This is a genomic window from Pseudomonas sp. AC172, assembly GCF_979258595.1.
This window is the reverse complement of the sequence record NZ_OZ409868.1, coordinates 1,052,913-1,070,927: the sequence shown is the minus strand read 5'-3', so window position 1 is coordinate 1,070,927 and position 18,015 is coordinate 1,052,913. Positions and strand designations below refer to the sequence as shown.

13 protein-coding genes and 4 tRNA genes are annotated in these 18,015 nt (G+C 59.7%); 3 read left to right on the top strand and 14 right to left on the bottom strand.

The window, feature by feature from the left end:
• Positions 1-93 precede the first annotated feature (93 nt).
• Entirely contained in the window at positions 94-738 is a 645-nt protein-coding gene (leuD, locus tag ACZ0A4_RS04855) for a 3-isopropylmalate dehydratase small subunit (protein ID WP_007913445.1), read from the bottom strand.
• Positions 739-749: 11 nt separating this feature from the next.
• Entirely contained in the window at positions 750-2,168 is a 1,419-nt protein-coding gene (gene leuC, locus ACZ0A4_RS04850) for a 3-isopropylmalate dehydratase large subunit (protein WP_463573344.1), read from the bottom strand.
• Positions 2,169-2,308: 140 nt separating this feature from the next.
• Between leuC and ACZ0A4_RS04845 the strand changes: the two genes are divergently transcribed.
• The 3 genes from ACZ0A4_RS04845 to ACZ0A4_RS04835 all read left to right on the top strand — a co-directional run bounded on the left by ACZ0A4_RS04845 (position 2,309) and on the right by ACZ0A4_RS04835 (position 8,322).
• Positions 2,309-3,193 carry a LysR family transcriptional regulator gene (locus ACZ0A4_RS04845; RefSeq protein WP_463573343.1) on the top strand — a complete coding sequence of 295 codons (885 nt, stop codon included), beginning with the start codon at positions 2,309-2,311 and terminating at the stop codon, positions 3,191-3,193.
• Between the two features lie 74 nt (positions 3,194-3,267).
• A complete protein-coding gene (locus ACZ0A4_RS04840; RefSeq protein WP_463573342.1) occupies positions 3,268-6,546 on the top strand; it encodes a PAS domain S-box protein in 3,279 nt (1,092 codons plus the stop codon).
• An 84-nt stretch (positions 6,547-6,630) separates the two neighbouring features.
• Positions 6,631-8,322: an Hsp70 family protein gene (locus tag ACZ0A4_RS04835; protein ID WP_463573340.1), complete on the top strand. Its 1,692-nt coding sequence runs from the start codon at positions 6,631-6,633 to the stop codon at positions 8,320-8,322.
• Here the strand turns inward: ACZ0A4_RS04835 and ACZ0A4_RS04830 are convergent.
• From ACZ0A4_RS04830 to gltX, 12 genes are all read right to left on the bottom strand, one after another.
• Positions 8,319-11,021, bottom strand: a complete 2,703-nt coding sequence (locus ACZ0A4_RS04830; protein WP_463573339.1) for a DUF805 domain-containing protein — start codon at positions 11,019-11,021, stop codon at positions 8,319-8,321. The two genes, ACZ0A4_RS04835 and ACZ0A4_RS04830, sit on opposite strands and share 4 nt — an antisense overlap.
• Positions 11,018-11,713, bottom strand: coding sequence for a DUF1266 domain-containing protein (locus ACZ0A4_RS04825; RefSeq protein ID WP_463573338.1), 696 nt, complete (start codon positions 11,711-11,713; stop codon positions 11,018-11,020). Before ACZ0A4_RS04825 ends, ACZ0A4_RS04830 begins: the two co-directional genes overlap by 4 nt.
• A 188-nt stretch (positions 11,714-11,901) precedes the next feature.
• On the bottom strand, positions 11,902-12,348 hold the full coding sequence (locus ACZ0A4_RS04820) for an Hsp20 family protein (protein WP_141129444.1): 447 nt from the start codon (positions 12,346-12,348) through the stop codon (positions 11,902-11,904).
• A 121-nt stretch (positions 12,349-12,469) separates the two neighbouring features.
• Complete coding sequence (locus ACZ0A4_RS04815; RefSeq protein WP_007913426.1) at positions 12,470-13,429, bottom strand: tRNA dihydrouridine synthase; 960 nt, start codon at positions 13,427-13,429, stop codon at positions 12,470-12,472.
• A 157-nt stretch (positions 13,430-13,586) separates the two neighbouring features.
• Positions 13,587-14,036 (bottom strand): acyl-CoA thioesterase, encoded by a 450-nt coding sequence (locus ACZ0A4_RS04810; protein ID WP_463573335.1) that lies wholly within the window; start codon positions 14,034-14,036, stop codon positions 13,587-13,589.
• Between the two features lie 46 nt (positions 14,037-14,082).
• Complete coding sequence (locus tag ACZ0A4_RS04805) at positions 14,083-14,916, bottom strand: alpha/beta fold hydrolase (RefSeq protein ID WP_007913423.1); 834 nt, start codon at positions 14,914-14,916, stop codon at positions 14,083-14,085.
• Between the two features lie 30 nt (positions 14,917-14,946).
• Complete coding sequence (locus ACZ0A4_RS04800; RefSeq protein WP_201227177.1) at positions 14,947-15,486, bottom strand: TetR/AcrR family transcriptional regulator; 540 nt, start codon at positions 15,484-15,486, stop codon at positions 14,947-14,949.
• Between the two features lie 182 nt (positions 15,487-15,668).
• A tRNA-Glu gene (locus ACZ0A4_RS04795) sits at positions 15,669-15,744 on the bottom strand.
• A gap of 79 nt (positions 15,745-15,823) precedes the next feature.
• Positions 15,824-15,899 (bottom strand) — tRNA-Ala (locus ACZ0A4_RS04790).
• A gap of 53 nt (positions 15,900-15,952) precedes the next feature.
• Positions 15,953-16,028 (bottom strand) — tRNA-Glu (locus ACZ0A4_RS04785).
• A gap of 79 nt (positions 16,029-16,107) precedes the next feature.
• Positions 16,108-16,183: transfer RNA gene (locus tag ACZ0A4_RS04780), tRNA-Ala, on the bottom strand.
• Positions 16,184-16,385: 202 nt separating this feature from the next.
• Complete coding sequence (gltX, locus tag ACZ0A4_RS04775) at positions 16,386-17,867, bottom strand: glutamate--tRNA ligase (protein ID WP_463573333.1); 1,482 nt, start codon at positions 17,865-17,867, stop codon at positions 16,386-16,388.
• Positions 17,868-18,015: the final 148 nt, after the last annotated feature.

Genomic DNA, 18,015 nt, shown 5'->3' with positions numbered 1-18,015 from the left:
GCAAGCTCGCTCCCACATTTGAAATGCATTGCCCTGTGGGAGCGAGCTTGCTCGCGAAGAGGCCAGCCTGAACTGCATCAATTCAAAACTTGCTTATGCGTCGCGGAACAACCACGGCTGGCTCACACGGTGCTTGGCCTCAAATGTCGCAATCGCATCGCCGTCCTGCAAAGTCAGGCCGATATCGTCCAGACCGTTCAGCAGGCAGTGCTTGCGGAACGCATCGATCTCGAAGCTGTACACCTTGCCATCCGGACGGGTCACGGTCTGTGCTTGCAGATCGACCTGCAATTGATAGCCCGGCTCAGCCTCAACTTGCTTAAACAGTTCATCGACTTCGGCGTCGCTCAAGATGATCGGCAGCAAGCCGTTCTTGAAGCTGTTGTTGAAGAAGATGTCGGCATAGCTCGGCGCGATGATGCTGCGGAAACCGTATTCTTCCAGCGCCCACGGCGCGTGTTCACGGCTGGAGCCGCAACCGAAGTTCTCGCGGGCCAGCAAGACGCTGGCGCCCTGGTAACGCTCGGCGTTAAGGACGAAGTCCTTGTTCAGCGGACGCTTGGAGTTGTCCTGATACGGTTGCCCGACATCGAGGTAACGCCATTCATCGAACAGGTTCGGGCCGAAACCGGTGCGTTTGATCGACTTCAAGAACTGCTTCGGAATGATTTGGTCGGTGTCGACGTTGGCACGATCCAAAGGCGCGACAAGACCAGTGTGCTGGGTAAAAGCTTTCATGCTGCGCTCCTTTAAATCAATTCACGAACGTCGATGAAACGACCGTTCACCGCTGCCGCAGCCGCCATGGCCGGGCTGACGAGGTGGGTACGGCCACCGGCGCCCTGACGGCCTTCGAAGTTACGGTTGGAGGTCGAGGCGCAATGTTCACCGGACTCCAAACGGTCCGGGTTCATCGCCAGGCACATCGAGCAACCCGGCTCACGCCATTCGAAACCGGCTTCGAGGAAAATCTTGTCGAGACCTTCAGCTTCAGCCTGCGCCTTGACCAGACCCGAACCCGGCACCACGATCGCTTGCTTGATGGTCGAAGCGACTTTACGGCCCTTGGCGATCACCGCCGCAGCGCGCAAATCTTCGATCCGCGAGTTGGTGCAGGAACCGATGAACACGCGATCCAGTTGAATGTCGGTGATCGCCTGATTGGCGGTCAAACCCATGTATTTCAGGGCACGGACGATCGAGTCGCGTTTGACCAGATCCATCTCTTTGGCCGGGTCCGGCACGTTCTGATCAACCGCCAAAACCATTTCCGGGGAAGTACCCCAACTGACTTGCGGCTTGATCTGCGCAGCGTCGAGTTCAACCACAGTGTCGAACCTGGCGTCGTCATCGGTCACCAGGTCTTTCCAGGCTTCGACGGCCAAGTCCCATTCCGCGCCTTTCGGTGCAAACGGGCGGCCTTTCACGTAATCGACGGTCTTCTGATCCGCAGCCACCAAACCAACGCGGGCGCCGGCTTCGATGGACATGTTGCAGATGGTCATGCGGCCTTCAACGGACAAGTCGCGGATCGCACTGCCAGCGAATTCGATGGCATGGCCGTTACCGCCAGCGGTGCCGATCTTGCCGATTACAGCGAGGACGATGTCCTTGGCCGTCACGCCGAACGGCAATTGCCCTTCAACGCGCACCAGCATGTTTTTCATTTTCTTGGCGACCAGGCACTGGGTGGCGAGCACGTGCTCGACCTCGGAGGTGCCGATACCGTGAGCCAAGGCGCCAAACGCGCCGTGGGTCGAGGTGTGCGAATCGCCGCAGACCACGGTCATGCCCGGCAATGTCGCGCCCTGCTCCGGGCTGATCACGTGGACGATGCCTTGGCGCACGTCGTTCATCTTGAACTCGACGATGCCGTATTCATCGCAGTTGTCATCGAGGGTCTGAACCTGCAAACGCGAGACCTGATCGGCAATGGCTTCGATGCCGCCCTTGCGCTCTGGCGTGGTCGGTACGTTGTGGTCCGGGGTCGCGATATTGGCATCGATGCGCCAAGGCTTGCGCCCGGCTAGACGCAGGCCTTCGAAGGCTTGCGGCGAGGTCACTTCGTGGATGATGTGACGATCGATGTAGATCAGCGCCGAGCCATCGTCGCGCTGCTTGACCAAATGCGAATCCCAGAGCTTGTCGTAGAGCGTTTTGCCGGCCATCAGACGGTTCCTCATCAGCTTGTTTCTATGCCCTGGGCTTATCAATAACCCTTTGGCTTGTGAGGCCGATCCTATGGGGTTAGATTAAATAACTCAAATTCATATTTTTTATGCTTTGGATAACCAACTGGAATACGAACATGGATCTGGCCAACCTCAACGCTTTTATCGCGATTGCCGAGACCGGCAGCTTCTCCAATGCCGGCGAACGCTTGCACCTGACACAGCCGGCAATCAGCAAGCGTATCGCCGGGCTGGAGCAACAATTGAAGGTAAGGCTGTTCGACAGGCTCGGCCGTGAAGTCGGTCTGACCGAGGCCGGCCGCGCCCTGCTGCCCCGGGCTTATCAGATTCTCAACGTGCTCGATGACACCCGCCGCGCCCTGACCAACCTCACCGGTGAAGTCAGCGGGCGCCTGACCCTGGCCACCAGTCACCACATCGGTTTACACCGTTTGCCGCCACTCCTAAGGGAATTCACCCGCCGTTACCCACAGGTGGCGCTGGATATTCAGTTCCTCGATTCGGAAGTGGCCTACGAGGAAATCCTCCATGGCCGCGCTGAACTGGCGGTCATCACCCTCGCGCCAGAGCCCCACGCGCTGGTCAAAGCCACGCCCGTCTGGGATGACCCACTGGATTTCGTGGTCGCTCCGGAGCACTCGCTGATCAATAACGGCGCCGTCAGTCTGGCCGACATTGCCGGTCATCCGGCGGTTTTCCCCGGCGGCAACACCTTTACCCACCATATTGTCCAACGCTTGTTCGAGGCCCAGGGACTGACGCCGAACATCGCCATGAGCACCAACTATCTGGAAACCATCAAGATGATGGTCTCGATCGGCCTGGCCTGGAGCGTTTTGCCACGGACCATGCTCGATGATCAGGTGGCGAGCATCGCTTTACCGGGCATACAGCTCACTCGCCAGCTAGGCTATATCCTGCACACTGAACGGACGCTATCGAACGCGGCAAGAGCCTTTATGGCCTTGCTGGATGCACAAATCGATCTGCCAGGGACTTAAGGCCAACTTGTGCTACTCCTATAGAGCCGCTGCCCCTGTGCCTATCGCCACCATCAGCTCAAGGCCTGTCCACAATGCCGAAATCTGTTGACCGAATTCCGCCGATGCCGCGTATCCAGGCGATTGACCCGCGTCATTCCGAGCAGAGCTGGGAGAGTGCGCCGCAATTATTGGCTGCACTCAACGGTGCACGGCTCGGCGCCTGGTATTGGGACATCGAGCGCGGGCAGATCAGTTGGTCACGCGGCACCCAGGCCTTGTTCGGCTTCGATCCTCGGCAACCGCTGCCCGAAGATCTGGAATACCTCGACCTGCTGCCGCCCGAAGACCGGGCGAAAACCGTCCGCGCTTTCCACGCGGTGATTGCCGGGGCGCCGCTGGAACAAGCGATGCACCACCGCATCCGCTGGCCTGACGGCAGCCTGCACTGGCTGGAGATCAGCGGCAGCCTGCTGCCGGATAAAAACGGCCGCCCCCGAATGATCGGGGTGATTCGTGAAATCACCCACCAGCGCCAACGCGAACAGGCCCTGAGCAGTTCGGAGAAACGTTTCGCGACACTTTTTCACCTATGCCCGAACATGGTTCTGCTGACCCGCCAGGAAGACGGCCTGATCAGTGAGGCCAACCAGTATTTCGAAAGCCTGTTCGGCTGGCCAGTGCAGAGCGCCATCGGCCGCACTACCCTGGAGCTGGGTTTGTGGGTGCATCCGGAGCAACGCGCCGAACTGGTCAAGAAAACCAACACCAAGGGCGAATTGATCAGCATGGAGGTGCAGTTTCGCGCCAGTAACGGGCAGATTCACGACGGCATTCTCAGTGCGCAGAAAGTCGAACTTGAAGGTCAGCCGTATCTGCTCAGCACCTTCCTCGACACCACTGAACGCAAAGCTGCCGAACACGCCTTGAAGGATAGCCAGGAACGCCTCGATCTGGCGCTGGACTCGGCGCAACTCGGCACCTGGGACTGGCACATCCCCAGCGGCATGCTCTACGGCTCCGCCCGGGCGGCGCAATTGCACGGCCTGGAACCCAAACCATTTCATGAATCATTCGATGAGTTTTTCGAGGGCGTGCCCGGCGAAGAGCGCGACAGCATGCGCGATGCCTACCGCAGCCTGCGCGAAGGCCCGGCGGGCAACTATCAACTGACCTATCGCGTGCAATTGCCGGACGGTAGCTCGCGTTATCTGGAAAGCCGCGCCCGCCTTTACCGGGACGACAATGGCGCGCCGCTGCGTATGGCGGGCACCTTGCTCGACATCACCGATCAGGTCGAACGTGAACAGCGGCTGGTGGCCTCGGAAGAGAAATTCGCCACGCTGTTCCAGGTCAGCCCCGACCCGATCTGCGTGACTCGCCAGGACAGTGGCGAGTTCATCGAAATCAATAACAGCTTTACCCAGACTTTCGGCTGGAGCGCCGCCGACGTCATCGGCCACACCGCCGAAGAAATCGGCCTGTGGGACGCCTCGGCGAAAAGCCTGCAACGCATTGAACGGGTGATTCGCGAACAAGGTTTGAGCAACGTCGCGATCATCGTCCAGCACAATGACGGCCAGTCGCTGACCTGTGTGATTTCCAGCCGGCAGATCAGCGTCGGCGACCAGCCGTGCATCGTTACCACCCTGCGCGACATTACCCAGCAGCAGCGTTCGGAAGCGGCGCTCAAGGCCAGCGAGGAGAAATTCGCCAAAGCATTCCACTCCAGCCCCGACGCAATCACCATCACCGAGCGCGACACTGGGCGCTACCTGGAGGTTAACGACGGTTTCTGCCGCCTGACTGGCTATCGCGCCGACGAAGTGGTGGGTAAAACCGTGTATCAGGTCGGTATCTGGGCCGAGGAAAAACAACGTTCGGCGCTACTGGCCGAGCTGCAGATCAAGGGCCGCGTGCACCATCAGGAAATGCTCGGGCGCAACAAGCGCGGAGAGATGCTGACAGTGGAAGTCTCGGTCGAGCCGATCACTCTCAATGAAACCGCGTGCCTGCTGCTGACGGCGCGGGACGTCAGCCTGTTGAAAAACGCCGAAGCGCAGATTCGCCATCTGGCCTACCACGACCCATTGACCAACCTGCCCAACCGCGCCTTGCTGATGGATCGCCTGAGCCAGCAGATCGCCCTGCTCAAGCGCCACAACCTGCGCGGCGCGTTGCTGTTTCTCGATCTCGATCACTTCAAGCACATCAATGACTCCCTCGGCCATCCGGTCGGCGACACGGTGCTGAAGATCATCACCGCGCGGCTCGAAGCGAGTGTGCGCATGGAAGATACCGTCGCACGTCTGGGTGGTGATGAGTTTGTCGTGCTGCTCAGCGGCCTTGAAGGCTCGCGCAACGAAGTCAGCGCACAAGTGCGCAATCTGGCCGACACTCTGCGCGAATTGCTCTCGGAACCGATGTTCCTCGACGGCCAGCGCCTGCAAGTGACGCCGAGTATCGGCGTGGCGCTGATCCCCGATCACGGCTCGACGCCGACCGATCTGCTCAAACGCGCCGACATCGCCCTGTACCGGGCCAAGGATTCCGGGCGCAACACCACGCAGATGTACCACAACACCATGCAGAAAGCGGCCAGCGAACGGTTGCGCATGGAGACCGACCTGCGCCTGGCGCTGTCGCGCGGTGAGTTCAACGTGCATTTTCAGCCGCAGGTCGATGCCCGCGACAATCGCATCATCGGCGCCGAAGCGCTGGTGCGCTGGAATCACCCGGAACTGGGCGCGCAGTCGCCTACCGAGTTCATCAAAGTACTGGAGGACAGCGGCCTGATTCTCGAAGTCGGCACCTGGATCCTCGACGAAGCCTGCAATGCCTTCAAACAACTGATCGCACTGAAACGGGTCGACCCGCTGAATTTCAGCCTGTGCGTGAATATCAGCCCACGGCAGTTCCGCCAGAACGACTTCGTCGAGCGCATCGAACACAGCATGAGCAGCCATGGCCTGCCCTGTTCGTTGCTGAAACTGGAAATCACCGAAGGCATCGTGATCCAGAATCTGGAAGATACCATCAGCAAAATGCGCCGCCTGAAAAAACTCGGCGTGAGCTTCGCCATGGATGACTTCGGCACCGGTTATTCGTCGCTGACTTACCTCAAGCGTCTGCCGGTGGACACGCTGAAAATCGATCAATCGTTTATCCGCGATGCGACGACCGATCCGAACGATGCCGAGATCATCCGCGCGATTGTTGCCATGGCGCGCAGCCTCGAGCTGGAGGTGATTGCCGAGGGCGTCGAAACCCCGGAACAACTGGCGTTCCTGCAAGGTTTGGGCTGCCATTTGTATCAGGGCTATCTGCACAGTCGTCCGGTTGCGCTGGAGGATCTGAAAAAGCTTCTGCCATAACCGGCACGTTGCAACAGAAGCGCAATTGCCACGCTCTGCGGCAACCTGTAGGGTCGCGTTTTTTGCGCCGTTTCGAGATCTGTCATGCAGGATGCATCCCTCCCCCGCCCGGCTCTGCTGGGCATCGACCTTGGCACCACCAACAGTCTTATCGCCGTCTGGCAGGACGGTCAGGCCCGACTGATTCCCAACGCTCTGGGCGATGTGCTGACGCCATCGGTAGTCAGCCTCGATGAAGACGACACGATTCTTGTCGGCAAAGCCGCCCGCGCCCGCCTGACCACGCACCCGGAGCGAACCGCTGCGGCGTTCAAGCGTTTCATGGGCAGCGATAAACAAGTCCAGCTCGGCACACGTCAGTTCAGCCCGGAAGAGTTGTCGGCGCTGGTCCTCGGCTCGCTCAAGCAGGACGCCGAAGCCTTTCTCGGCCACACCGTTTCGGAAGCGGTGATATCTGTCCCGGCGTATTTCAGTGACGAGCAACGCAAACGCACGCTGTTTGCCGCCGAACTGGCCGGGCTCTCGGTGACGCGCCTGATCAACGAACCGACGGCCGCCGCCATGGCTTACGGGCTGCATGAACAGAAGTTCGAACGCACGCTGATCTTCGATCTCGGCGGCGGTACGTTCGACGTCACGGTGCTGGAATACGCTCTGCCGCTGATCGAAGTGCACGCCTCCACCGGCGACAACTTTCTCGGCGGTGAAGACTTCACGGCAGCGCTGTTGCAGGCCTGCCTGAAACACTGGCAGCTGACCCCGGCCATGGTCGATGCGCAAGGCATGGCCAGCCTCGGTGATGCGCTGGAACAGCTCAAATGCAAACTCGGTGAAGGGCTTCAACCACTGAGCTGGCGCCACGCTGACACGACGTTCGAATGGTCGCTGGACGAAGCGGCTGCGGTGAAAATCTGGGAGCCATTGCTCACCCGTCTGCGTGCGCCGATCGAGCAAGCCCTGCGCGATGCCCGACTCAAGCCCCGCGACCTCGACAGCCTGGTGCTGGTCGGCGGCGCCACGCGCATGCCGGCGGTGCAGCAAATGGTCGCGACGCTGTTCGGGCGCCTGCCTTACCGGCATCTTGATCCGGATACCATTGTTGCGTTGGGGGCGGCGACGCAAGCGGCGTGCAAGGCGCGCGACGGGGCAGTTGAAGAGTTGATTCTGACGGATGTCTGCCCGTACACGCTGGGCATCGAGACCATCCGTGGCAAAGACATCGACGGAGCGTTTTCTCCGATCATCGAACGCAACACCATCATCCCGACGTCACGGGTGGAACGCTATTACACCACCCATCCTCAGCAGGCGCTGCTGCGCATTGCGGTCTATCAGGGTGAGCGGCCGTGGGTGTGCGACAACATTCTTATTGATGCTTTCGATGTCACCTTGACGCCCACCGCGCACATCCAGGCGCTGGATGTACGCTTCAGTTATGACATCAACGGTTTGCTCGAGGTGGACGTTACCCTGCTCGAAACCGGCGAGCGCCACAGTCACAGCATCGACCGCAGCCCCACGGGTCTGGATGAGCAAGCGCGCCGAGACAGTCATAACCGGCTGTCGACGCTGAAGGTCCATCCACGCGATGCACTGCCCAACCGCACGTTGCTGGCTCGTCTGGAGCGGGCATGGATGCAGAGCCTCGGCACGCAGCGTGAGCACATTGCCGAATGGCTGCACAACTTCACTACCGTGCTCGGCGGCCAGCAACCCTCGGAGATTGCCAGCCATCGCTCAGAGCTGAACAAGGCGCTGGATCAACTGCACCTCTAGCCGTTGAGTCGCCGCAATGCAGCCTGCAGGCCGCCGGACAGCATCTCGGTATCGCCGCTGTCCGGCGGAACACCATAGCGGTTGGGCAACTTGTCACCGGCAAGCCCGAACAACACCAACGGCAGGAATGGCAAAAACGGCGTCAGCGCCATGAAGATCAGCAACGTCGGAATGCCTCTGCCCATGTCGTGCAATCGACGCAGAATGGCGCCGAACACCAGCAGCACGCCCAATAGCAGGATAAGAATGCCTGCGCCCGTGGTGCCACTGATCAACCCTGCCACTGGCGCAATCACCAAACACCCCAAGACCTGAGCGATAAAAGCCTTGCGCCCCAACCGCGAACCGAGACGCCAGATCGCTGTCGCCGGTACCGGCTGCACATTGCTTTTCGCCAGCAGCAAACGCTCCGACCAGGACAGCAACGCGCACAAGGCCAGGCGCAGTCCGACGCCGTTGTGCACATCGTCCTTACCCTGTTGCAACTGCCGCAGAACCCGGGTTTTCGGCACGCCAGCAGTGCCATAACGAATCAGGCCCTTGAGCGCGTCCAGCGCCTCGTACGCCAGCAGTTTGTCGACACCAAAATCCGTCAGCACTTTGCGCGGCGGCCACACCGGTTCGCCTTTGATCAAACCGTCGCGAAAGCCTTCGAACCAATCGTCCTCACAGCTGATCGCAGCGATCGACTGCAGCAATGCGCGATGCTGTTCGGCACTCAGGCTCGGGTCGTGATAGAGCACGCCCCAGAACATCATCAACCCCAGCAAATCGTCGCCACATGCCGCTCGATCACTTTCGAGGCAGGTGTAAAGCAGGGTATTGGCAGGCAACCGCACGCTGTCGAGTGCCTGCTGTACGCTGAACAATTGCTGCACCAACAAACCGTGCACCGGATCATTGCCTTGCAGCCATCCGAGCAAACCGTTGCAATTGCCTTGCTCGCGCAGCAAGCGCCGCAGCAGTGGCTGCAGTCGACTCAAAGGATGAGCCGGATTGAATGGCAGGCGCTCAAGGCACTGCGTGTCAATCAATTGCAACCAGCGCTCGGGTTGCTCCAGTAACGCCAGCAAAAACAGGGTCTGAGCGTGCCACTCCCAGGTGGCCTCACCCAGCCCGACCGGTGGCAACTGAATCCCGCGCCGGCTCAACTGCAGAATCAAATCGAGTTCGGACAAGTCGCAGTCGTCCTTGACCGCAGCCAGCTTGAACGCGTCTGCCAGTCGTTCCAGCGCAGCGTCGTCGTAAGGCCGCAAGCGACGCAGCCACAGCCGACAGACCTTGTGCGGCTCGCCGTCGGTCAGCACCTGCGCCAATGGCCGTGCACCTGAATCCGCTTCGCTGAAAGCACTCATGGCCAGCGCAATCGGTGCCTCGCCCAGCCAGCGCAGGTGTTGCTCAGCCTGATATTTGAACCCGCTCATCACCAGGCTTTCGAGGGCATCGATCGGCTGCGGTGCATCCACAATCTGCTGCAACAACGCTGTATCACCGCGATGCAGCGCCCAGGCGTGGCGATACAGATGCAGTAATCGGCTGTCGGCATTTTCGCCCAGCAATTGCGCGAGCAATGGCAGCTCATCACCGCTCATGCGCCAGTCGACAAAGCTTTGCGCAAGGCTCTCAAGCTTTAACCGCCCGACACCCAGCCAGCGGTTCAGCGTCTCGGGATGTTGTGACGGACAGCCATACACTTGGGCGTCATCGCCAAGATCCTCTGGCCAGTCAAAAACACCCTGCAGGCGATCGAATGCCTGAATCAATAGCGGCAGAAAAGTCGGCTGGCGCTTGGCGCACATTTCCAGCAAACGACTTTCAGCCATCGGATGGCGATGCTCGTTCCACAGCCGGATCCAGCACGGCAATGCCTGATCGTCCCGCCCGAGCAGACTGCTCTGACAGGCCAACAGGTAAAGCCAGTCGACATCATCCGGTGCTGCAAGCTGCTGCTCGACGCAGTCCTGCAAAAATGTCGGCACGCCGATGCCTGCCTGAGTGAACTGCACCAGCAGCCGCTTGAGGAACGCGGCATCATTCGGCAATGGCAGGCACGTGTGCTGACTGGCGAAGTCGGCGAACTCATGGAGTGGACGCTGGTTGAAGATGAAGTCGAGGCTACGGGCGTACCACAGCGATTCAGTCTGGGCGGCCTCTGACCATGCGCTCATCAGATCCGTATCGAACGGATCCGGCGTTTCGATTCGCTGGAGAAAGAAGCCCACCTGATGCGCGTCGTCGAAGCCCAGATCCAGCAACTGTTGATCCCAGGCCATACGCTTGGCCAACAGATTCGCGCAGCGGTACGACAACGGACCGGCGTCGGCCATCCGGTGGTACAGCGGCCAGCTGAGTTCATCGAGCACGTCCAGCGACAGCTCATCCAGCCCTCGAACAAAGGCCTGCCACGCGGCGAAATTGAACCGGCGCGCGGGATCATCCAGCAGCTCGCAAAAATCGCCGAACACTGGAGGGACCTCGACGACAGTCTGTTCTGAGGCTTGAAATTCGTACTCGTCCTCGGACTCTTCTTCCTCTTCCTCACGCGCCAGACGCAGGGCGTTTTCGTAGGCCGCGCGCAGCGCCTGGAAGCCTTGCGGGTCGGTCTCCGGGTGATGCGCTGGCAAACGTGCGCGGTAAGCATTGCGAATCAGGGTTTCGTCGTTAGTAGGCTCGATGCCTAGGCGGATCCAGCAACTCATGACCAGTCGAACTCCTTGAGCGATGCCGGGCGCGGCGGTAGATCAATCTCCATGTGCCATGGCAAATCAGCCAGAAACTGAGGAATGTTCTCCGCAAGCCCACGGGCAATCCGCACGTTAAGGGCGCTGGCGCCTTGTCGATCGAGTTCGCGCGTAAGCTCATCGTCGCTGGCGCTCAGGCACGACCAAAAGGTCCGACCCACCACAAAGCCATCGAAGTAAGCCATCCAGCTACCGTAGTGAAATTGCGCTCTGAGGGCCAAACGGCTGTGCAGCCAATTGCTTTCGTCCAGGTCGATCCACTGATTGCGCACCGCGCAACGCAAGAGAAAGCCCATGCGGCCATAGTCCCAGGACAATATCCCGCCCGGCCCGCAACTGCCGAACGTGCGGCTGGCAAACTCATGCAGGACCCGTTCACGGGGGGAGAGATCTTCAAGCAAGGCCTGCCATTCAGTCGGCAGACAACGCTGCCACGCCAGATAGGCCGCGCTGAGGTGTTTGGCATGGCCGTCGTCGGTCATCCGTTCGAGCATGTCGAACAGTTGCCCACGATCATCGATACCCCAACTGTCCTGCAGATCGATGTAGCGATCGTTGCAGAAGGCCGGGTCGTCGTAGCTGGCGCCGGTATTGATCGCCGCCATTGGCGCAGACAGGGCGCACAGCCAGCGCTGTTGAATCTCGTCCATGAAAAAAGGCTCCAGGCCGACCGGTGAGGAATGGGGGTCGGCAAAACTGCCGCGGATTGTAGAGAAACCGCCGCCAGCGGCAAAGCCGAACAACGGTTTTATTGCGCGCACAAAAAAGGCCCCGACGTATCGGGGCCTTCATTCAGCGGCTCATCGTCTGTTCAGACGATTGTGTTGCGGCACATGACTCAGTGCTGCAACGCCGGCTTCTGCACCCCATTGATCGGGATGCGTTTGGCTTTCGCTTCTTCCGGGATCACACGCAACAGGTCGATGCTCAGCAGACCGTTTTTCAGATCTGCGGCCTTGATCTCGATGTGATCGGCCAGACGGAAGGACAGCTTGAACGCACGCTGGGCGATACCCTGGTGCAGGAAGGTCACGCCTTCGTTGGCATCACGCTTGCCGCCACTGATGGTCAGTACACCTTTTTCGACTTGCAGCTCCAGGTCATCTTCCTGGAAACCGGCGGCGGCAACGACGATACGGTACTGGTCATCACCGTGCTTTTCGACGTTGTAAGGTGGGTAGCTGCTGCCTGGCTCGTTGCGCAGGGCAGTTTCGAACAGGTCGTTGAAACGGTCGAAACCTACCGAGGAACGGAACAGTGGCGCGAGGGAAAATGCAGTACTCATGGTTCAAATCTCCTGAAAACAATCAGCAAGGTTTTTTGACTCCGCGACCCGAATTCGGCATCGCGTACCCCTTAGATAGGGACCGCTGAAATGATTTCAAGAGACTATTTGCAGATTTTTTTCAGGCCGCTTCGGCGACCGGCAGACCGAGCAAACGCGAGACATGATCCGGTTCGGTCTCACGGCGCAGGACGGTGAACAGCTCGGTGGCCTCGGGATAATTGCGCGTCAGCATGGCCAGCCATTGCTTCAAACGGCCCGGCGATTGGCGCGCAGTCATCTGCGCTTTGGCTTGCAGCCAGAAGTCCTGAATCAGCGGCATCAGCTCGGCCCAGGTCATCTCGACGACTTCCTCACCGGCACGAGCGGCGGCGATCTGCCTGGCCAGATCCGGGCGCGACACCAGACCGCGACCGAGCATGATGTCTTCGACGCCACTGATTTCGCGGCAACGCCGCCAGTCTTCAACACTCCAGATATCGCCGTTGGCGAACACAGGGACCTTGACCACGTCCTGCACGCGCGGGATCCACTCCCAGTGTGCTGGCGGTTTGTAGCCGTCCATCTTGGTTCGGGCGTGAACCACGATGTGCTCGGCGCCGCCTTCGGCCAACGCCGTGGCGCAGACCAGCGAACCGTCCGGACTGTCGAAACCGAGGCGCATTTTTGCGGTGACAGGAATGTGCGCAGGTACGGCACGGCGCACGTGCTCGACGATCTGGTTGAGCAGTTCCGGCTCTTTGAGCAGCACGGCGCCGCCACGGGATTTATTCACCGTCTTGGCCGGGCAGCCGAAGTTGAGGTCGATCACTTCGGAGCCGAGTTCGCAGGCCAACGCAGCGTTTTCCGCCAGGCACACCGGGTCGGAACCGAGCAATTGCACGCGCAATGGCACACCGGAGGCGGTGCGGGCGCCGTTGAGCAGTTCCGGGCCGAACTTGTGGAAATAGGCCGGCGTGAGCAACTGGTCGTTGACCCGAATGAATTCGGTCACGCACCAGTCGATGCCGCCAACGCGGGTCAGCACGTCGCGGAGGATGTCGTCGACCAACCCCTCCATGGGCGCCAGAGCAATTTGCATGGGAAAACACTACTTGAAGAAAAACGTGCGGCAGTTTACTGGATATCGAGAAAAACCGCAGATCCCTGTGGGAGCGAGCCTGCTCGCGAAAGCGGTGTGTCAGGTCTGTATTTTTCAACTGACAGTCTGTATTCGCGAGCAGGCTCGCTCCCACATTTCAGATTTGCGCAGGCTCTGAGAGCTGGATCGCCGGGCCATAGCCTTCGATAAACTCAGCCGGCATGCGCTTGGGCTTGCCCGTGGACAGCTCAATACAGACGAAAGTGGTCTGCGCGCGCAACAGCGTGGTGTTGTCACTCGGGCGCTTGAGCTGAAAATGCCGGGTCATTTTCAGGCGCTGATCCCAATCGACGATCCACGTCGCCAATTGCAGTTCGTCGCCTTCATAGGCGGCGGCGAGATAATCGATCTCATGACGCACTACCGCCATCGCCCGATCCAGTCGCCGATATTCGACCAGATCCAGGCCCAGACGCTGCGAGTGGCGCCAGGCGCAACGTTCGAGCCAGGTCACGTAGACCGCGTTATTCGCGTGGCCCAGCCCGTCGATGTCTTCGGCGCCTACTTGCAGATCAATGGTAAACGGCGTTGCCCGATCCCAGCCCATGCCCCACTCCCGGTCAATGTATTCAACCGGGGCAGTGTAACGGAGCTCAGGCCGATTGGCGCGCCTGAAGACTGCGGCCGGCCAGCAGTGATAACACGCCATCAACCACACGCGGGTCAGCCAGCACGCGTTGATGACCGCCGCCCTCAAGGCGCAACAGGCGGCTGTCGAACCAGGATTCGTGGATCAGTTGCGATTCCTTGACCGAGACGAAGTTGTCGTCCTCGGCATGCACGATCAGGCCGGGCATATCCAGTTGATAATGGGCAACGTCGAGCGTGGCGGCGCGCATACCGACGTCTTGCTCGACCTGACGGATGAAAGCGGAACGGGCTCGGGGCGGCATGCCGACGTAGCGGGCAAAACCGCGCAGTACACCGAGAATTCGCGCAGGCGCGGCAATGCTGACGAGGGTTTCGGTGCGCAGTCCCAGTTGTACGGCGAGCATCGCGCTGGCGCCGCCCATGGAATGACCGATAACCGCTTGCAGCGGCGGCAGCTCGGCTGCCGCTTCGAGCATCGCCCGAGCGAACAATACGACATTGGCTTCACGCCCGGGCGAACGCCCGTGGGCCGGACCATCGAGCGCGACGACGGTATAACCGGCGTCGACCAGCGCGGTGATCAGCGCGGCGAACTGGGTTGGCCGCCCTTCCCAGCCGTGCATCAGCAGCACGGTCGGGCCTTGGCCCCAGCGCAGCGCCGAAAGGCCAAAGCGCAAAGTGATGCGTTCGGAGCTGGCCAGCAGCGGCAACTCCCAATCCCTTAGCGGCAGCGACCGTGGCGTCATGAACGCCAGACGCATTTTGCTCGCCACCCGTTGCGGTGCAATCCAGCCCAAGGTGCCATTAACGCCACGAACCCACTTCAACGTGTTCATCGCTCTCTCCTCAGGCGTGTTGCCTTCAGGTCAACGCACCGCCGACTTGGCAGCGCGCAGCAATCGATCAGATAAATCTCCCGGGCCGAGCGCTCTTGCGAGGGCCAGACCACCCACCATCAAGGCCACGTCGGCCAGGGCTTTGTCGGTGTCCTCGGGGCTGGACGCCAACTGCGCAATCATCAACTCCAGGTGTTCGTTCAGCGCGATGCGGAAGGATTCAGGCAAACGACCCAATTCGCCGATAGAAGCCGGAATCGGGCATGCCGCCTCACTGGAGTCACGGTGTTTGCGCGACAGGTAGAACGCAGCGACCAGAGCGCGGCGCTCTTCGCCGGTCAGTTCGGTGTCCATGTCGGCAATCAGGTCGCGACGACGGCCAAGCAACTGCTTGAACGCTTCGAGCATCATCGCGTCCTTGCTTTCGAAGTGTGCATAGAAGCCGCCAACCGTCAGGCCGGCTGCGCCCATCACTTCGCCCACGCTCGGGTCAGCCGGACCACGCTGGATCAGTGCGGCGCTGGCAGCCTTGAGGATGCGTTCGCGGGTTTGAGCTTTTTTATCGTTCATCGTTGCCTCCGAATATTACGACTAGAATATTATTCGCATAATAATATTCTGCAAGTCAAGGATATGACCGCTGGTCTGAAGCACAGTGTAAGGAAAAAGGAGAATTGGCCAAATGCCAGACAAACAAAAGGGCCATTCAATAATTGAATGACCCTTATAAAATCCCGCAGAGCGGGTAATCGTGGCGTCCCCTAGGGGACTCGAACCCCTGTTACCGCCGTGAAAGGGCGGTGTCCTAGGCCACTAGACGAAGGGGACACAAACCTTCTATACAACTGATCAGTGCTGAGATCTGATCGATTCAAGGCCGGTGTGGCCAGACCTTGAACGTGTAAATTGGTGGAGCTTAGCGGGATCGAACCGCTGACCTCCTGCATGCCATGCAGGCGCTCTCCCAGCTGAGCTAAAGCCCCGGATTTTTCGCCTCGCGGCGGAGTGACATCTTGCAACATCACTTCTGTAAAACTGGCGTCCCCTAGGGGACTCGAACCCCTGTTACCGCCGTGAAAGGGCGGTGTCCTAGGCCACTAGACGAAGGGGACGCAAACCCTTCTATACAACTGATCAACGCTGAGTGTTGATCGCTTCGGAGCCGGTGTGGCCAGGCTTCGAAGTGTAAATTGGTGGAGCTAAACGGGATCGAACCGTTGACCTCCTGCATGCCATGCAGGCGCTCTCCCAGCTGAGCTATAGCCCCTCATCGTTGATGTCATCGCTGAGGACGGGGCGAATCTTAAGGGTGTATGAAAAGCCTGTCAAACTTATTTTTGAAATTTTTCAAAGTTTTTCGTCGGCATAACAATCACTTACCGCCCTCCCCCCGTAAATTCGGGAGAAGCGCCGAAGGCAGGATCAAAAGATCGCAGCCTTCGGCAGCTCCTACAGAGAAACAAAAGCAATCAGACGATCGCGCCCAGCAGCTTTTCCCACTCTTTGTTTTCTTTCTTCGACACGCCGCCCAGCAGGTCGATCGCCTGACGCAGACGATAACGGGTCAGGTCCGGGCCAATGATTTCCATGGCATCGAGCACCGACACCGAACTCGACTGACCGGTGATCGCGGCAAACATCAATGGCATCGCATCGCGCAGTTTCAACTCCAGCGATTCGACCACAGCCTGAATCGTCGCGGTGATGTTGTCCTTCTCCCACTGACGCAGGCTTTCCAGCTTCCACAGGATCAACTGCATCAACTGCCGAACCTGATCGCCCGAGAGCTTTTTCGATTCGAACAGCTTGGCATCCGGGTTAACGCCGCCGGCGAAGAAGAACCCGCCCAGCGGTGCCACCTGGCTAAAGGTTTCAACGCGGCCCTGCACCAGCGGCGCGATCTTCATCATGTATTCCGGGTTCAGCGCCCAGGTCTGCAAGCGGCTGGCGAACTCTTCCACCGGCAGATCACGCAACCACTGGCCGTTGAGCCACGACAGTTTCTCGATGTCGAAAATCGGCCCGCCCAGCGAGACACGCTTGAGGTCGAAGTTGTCGACCATTTCCTGCAGCGAGAACTTCTCGCGCTCGTCAGGCATCGACCAGCCCATGCGACCGAGGTAGTTGAGCATCGCTTCCGGCATGAAACCCATGCGCTCGTAGAACGTCACGGAGGTAGGGTTCTTGCGCTTGGACAGCTTGCTCTTGTCCGGGTTACGCAGCAGCGGCATGTAGCACAGCTCCGGTTGTTCCCATCCGAAGTATTCGTACAGCAGAATCAGTTTTGGCGCCGATGGCAGCCACTCTTCGCCACGCAGGACGTGGGTGATGCCCATCAAATGGTCGTCGACAACGTTGGCGAGGAAGTACGTCGGCAGACCGTCGGTCTTCATCAGCACTTGCATGTCCATGCGATCCCACGGGATCTCGACATCACCACGGAGCATGTCCGGCACCACGCAAACGCCTTCGCTCGGCACTTTCATGCGGATTACGTGCGGTTCGCCGGCAGCCAGACGGGCGGCGACTTCTTCTTTCGACAACAGCAGCGCGCGGCCGTCGTAGCGTGGGGTTTCGCCGCGAGCCATTTGCTCGGCGCGCATCTGATCGAGTTCTTCAGCGGTGCAGAAGCATGGGAACGCATGGCCCATGTCGACCAGTTGCTGGCAGTACTTCTGATAGATGTCGCCGCGCTCGCTCTGCCGATACGGACCGTGCGGGCCGCCAACGTCCGGGCCTTCGCTCCAGTCGATACCCAGCCAGCGCAGGGCATCGAAGATCTGCTGTTCGGACTCGCGGGTCGAACGCAACTGGTCGGTGTCTTCGATCCGCAGGATGAACTCACCGCCATGCTGCTTGGCAAAGCAGTAGTTGAACAATGCGATGTAAGCGGTACCTACGTGGGGATCCCCGGTAGGCGATGGCGCGATGCGAGTGCGGACGGTGGTCATGGCATGTCTCGAAAATAATGAAAAGCAAAACAATCAAGCGGCGAATGGTAACAGGCGACACCCGCCCCGCTCCAGCGGGCAGGGCATTTAAGCCAAGTTTGCCTCTGGAACGCCCGTAAGCCGTGGTGAATGGGCAAATATCAGCGGA

Bases quoted from the DNA above. Each gene is read 5' to 3' on its own strand.
- ACZ0A4_RS04805 (WP_007913423.1), bottom strand. From the start codon at position 14,916: ATGAACACGTTGAAGTGGGTTCGTGGCGTTAATGGCACCTTGGGCTGG.
- ACZ0A4_RS04845 (WP_463573343.1), top strand. From the start codon at position 2,309: ATGGATCTGGCCAACCTCAACGCTTTTATCGCGATTGCCGAGACCGGC.
- leuC (WP_463573344.1), bottom strand. From the start codon at position 2,168: ATGGCCGGCAAAACGCTCTACGACAAGCTCTGGGATTCGCATTTGGTC.
- ACZ0A4_RS04830 (WP_463573339.1), bottom strand. From the start codon at position 11,021: ATGAGTTGCTGGATCCGCCTAGGCATCGAGCCTACTAACGACGAAACC.
- gltX (WP_463573333.1), bottom strand. From the start codon at position 17,867: ATGACCACCGTCCGCACTCGCATCGCGCCATCGCCTACCGGGGATCCC.
- ACZ0A4_RS04840 (WP_463573342.1), top strand. From the start codon at position 3,268: ATGCCGAAATCTGTTGACCGAATTCCGCCGATGCCGCGTATCCAGGCG.
- ACZ0A4_RS04820 (WP_141129444.1), bottom strand. From the start codon at position 12,348: ATGAGTACTGCATTTTCCCTCGCGCCACTGTTCCGTTCCTCGGTAGGT.
- ACZ0A4_RS04825 (WP_463573338.1), bottom strand. From the start codon at position 11,713: ATGGACGAGATTCAACAGCGCTGGCTGTGCGCCCTGTCTGCGCCAATG.
- ACZ0A4_RS04810 (WP_463573335.1), bottom strand. From the start codon at position 14,036: ATGGGCTGGGATCGGGCAACGCCGTTTACCATTGATCTGCAAGTAGGC.
- ACZ0A4_RS04800 (WP_201227177.1), bottom strand. From the start codon at position 15,486: ATGAACGATAAAAAAGCTCAAACCCGCGAACGCATCCTCAAGGCTGCC.
- leuD (WP_007913445.1), bottom strand. From the start codon at position 738: ATGAAAGCTTTTACCCAGCACACTGGTCTTGTCGCGCCTTTGGATCGT.
- ACZ0A4_RS04815 (WP_007913426.1), bottom strand. From the start codon at position 13,429: ATGCAAATTGCTCTGGCGCCCATGGAGGGGTTGGTCGACGACATCCTC.
- ACZ0A4_RS04835 (WP_463573340.1), top strand. From the start codon at position 6,631: ATGCAGGATGCATCCCTCCCCCGCCCGGCTCTGCTGGGCATCGACCTT.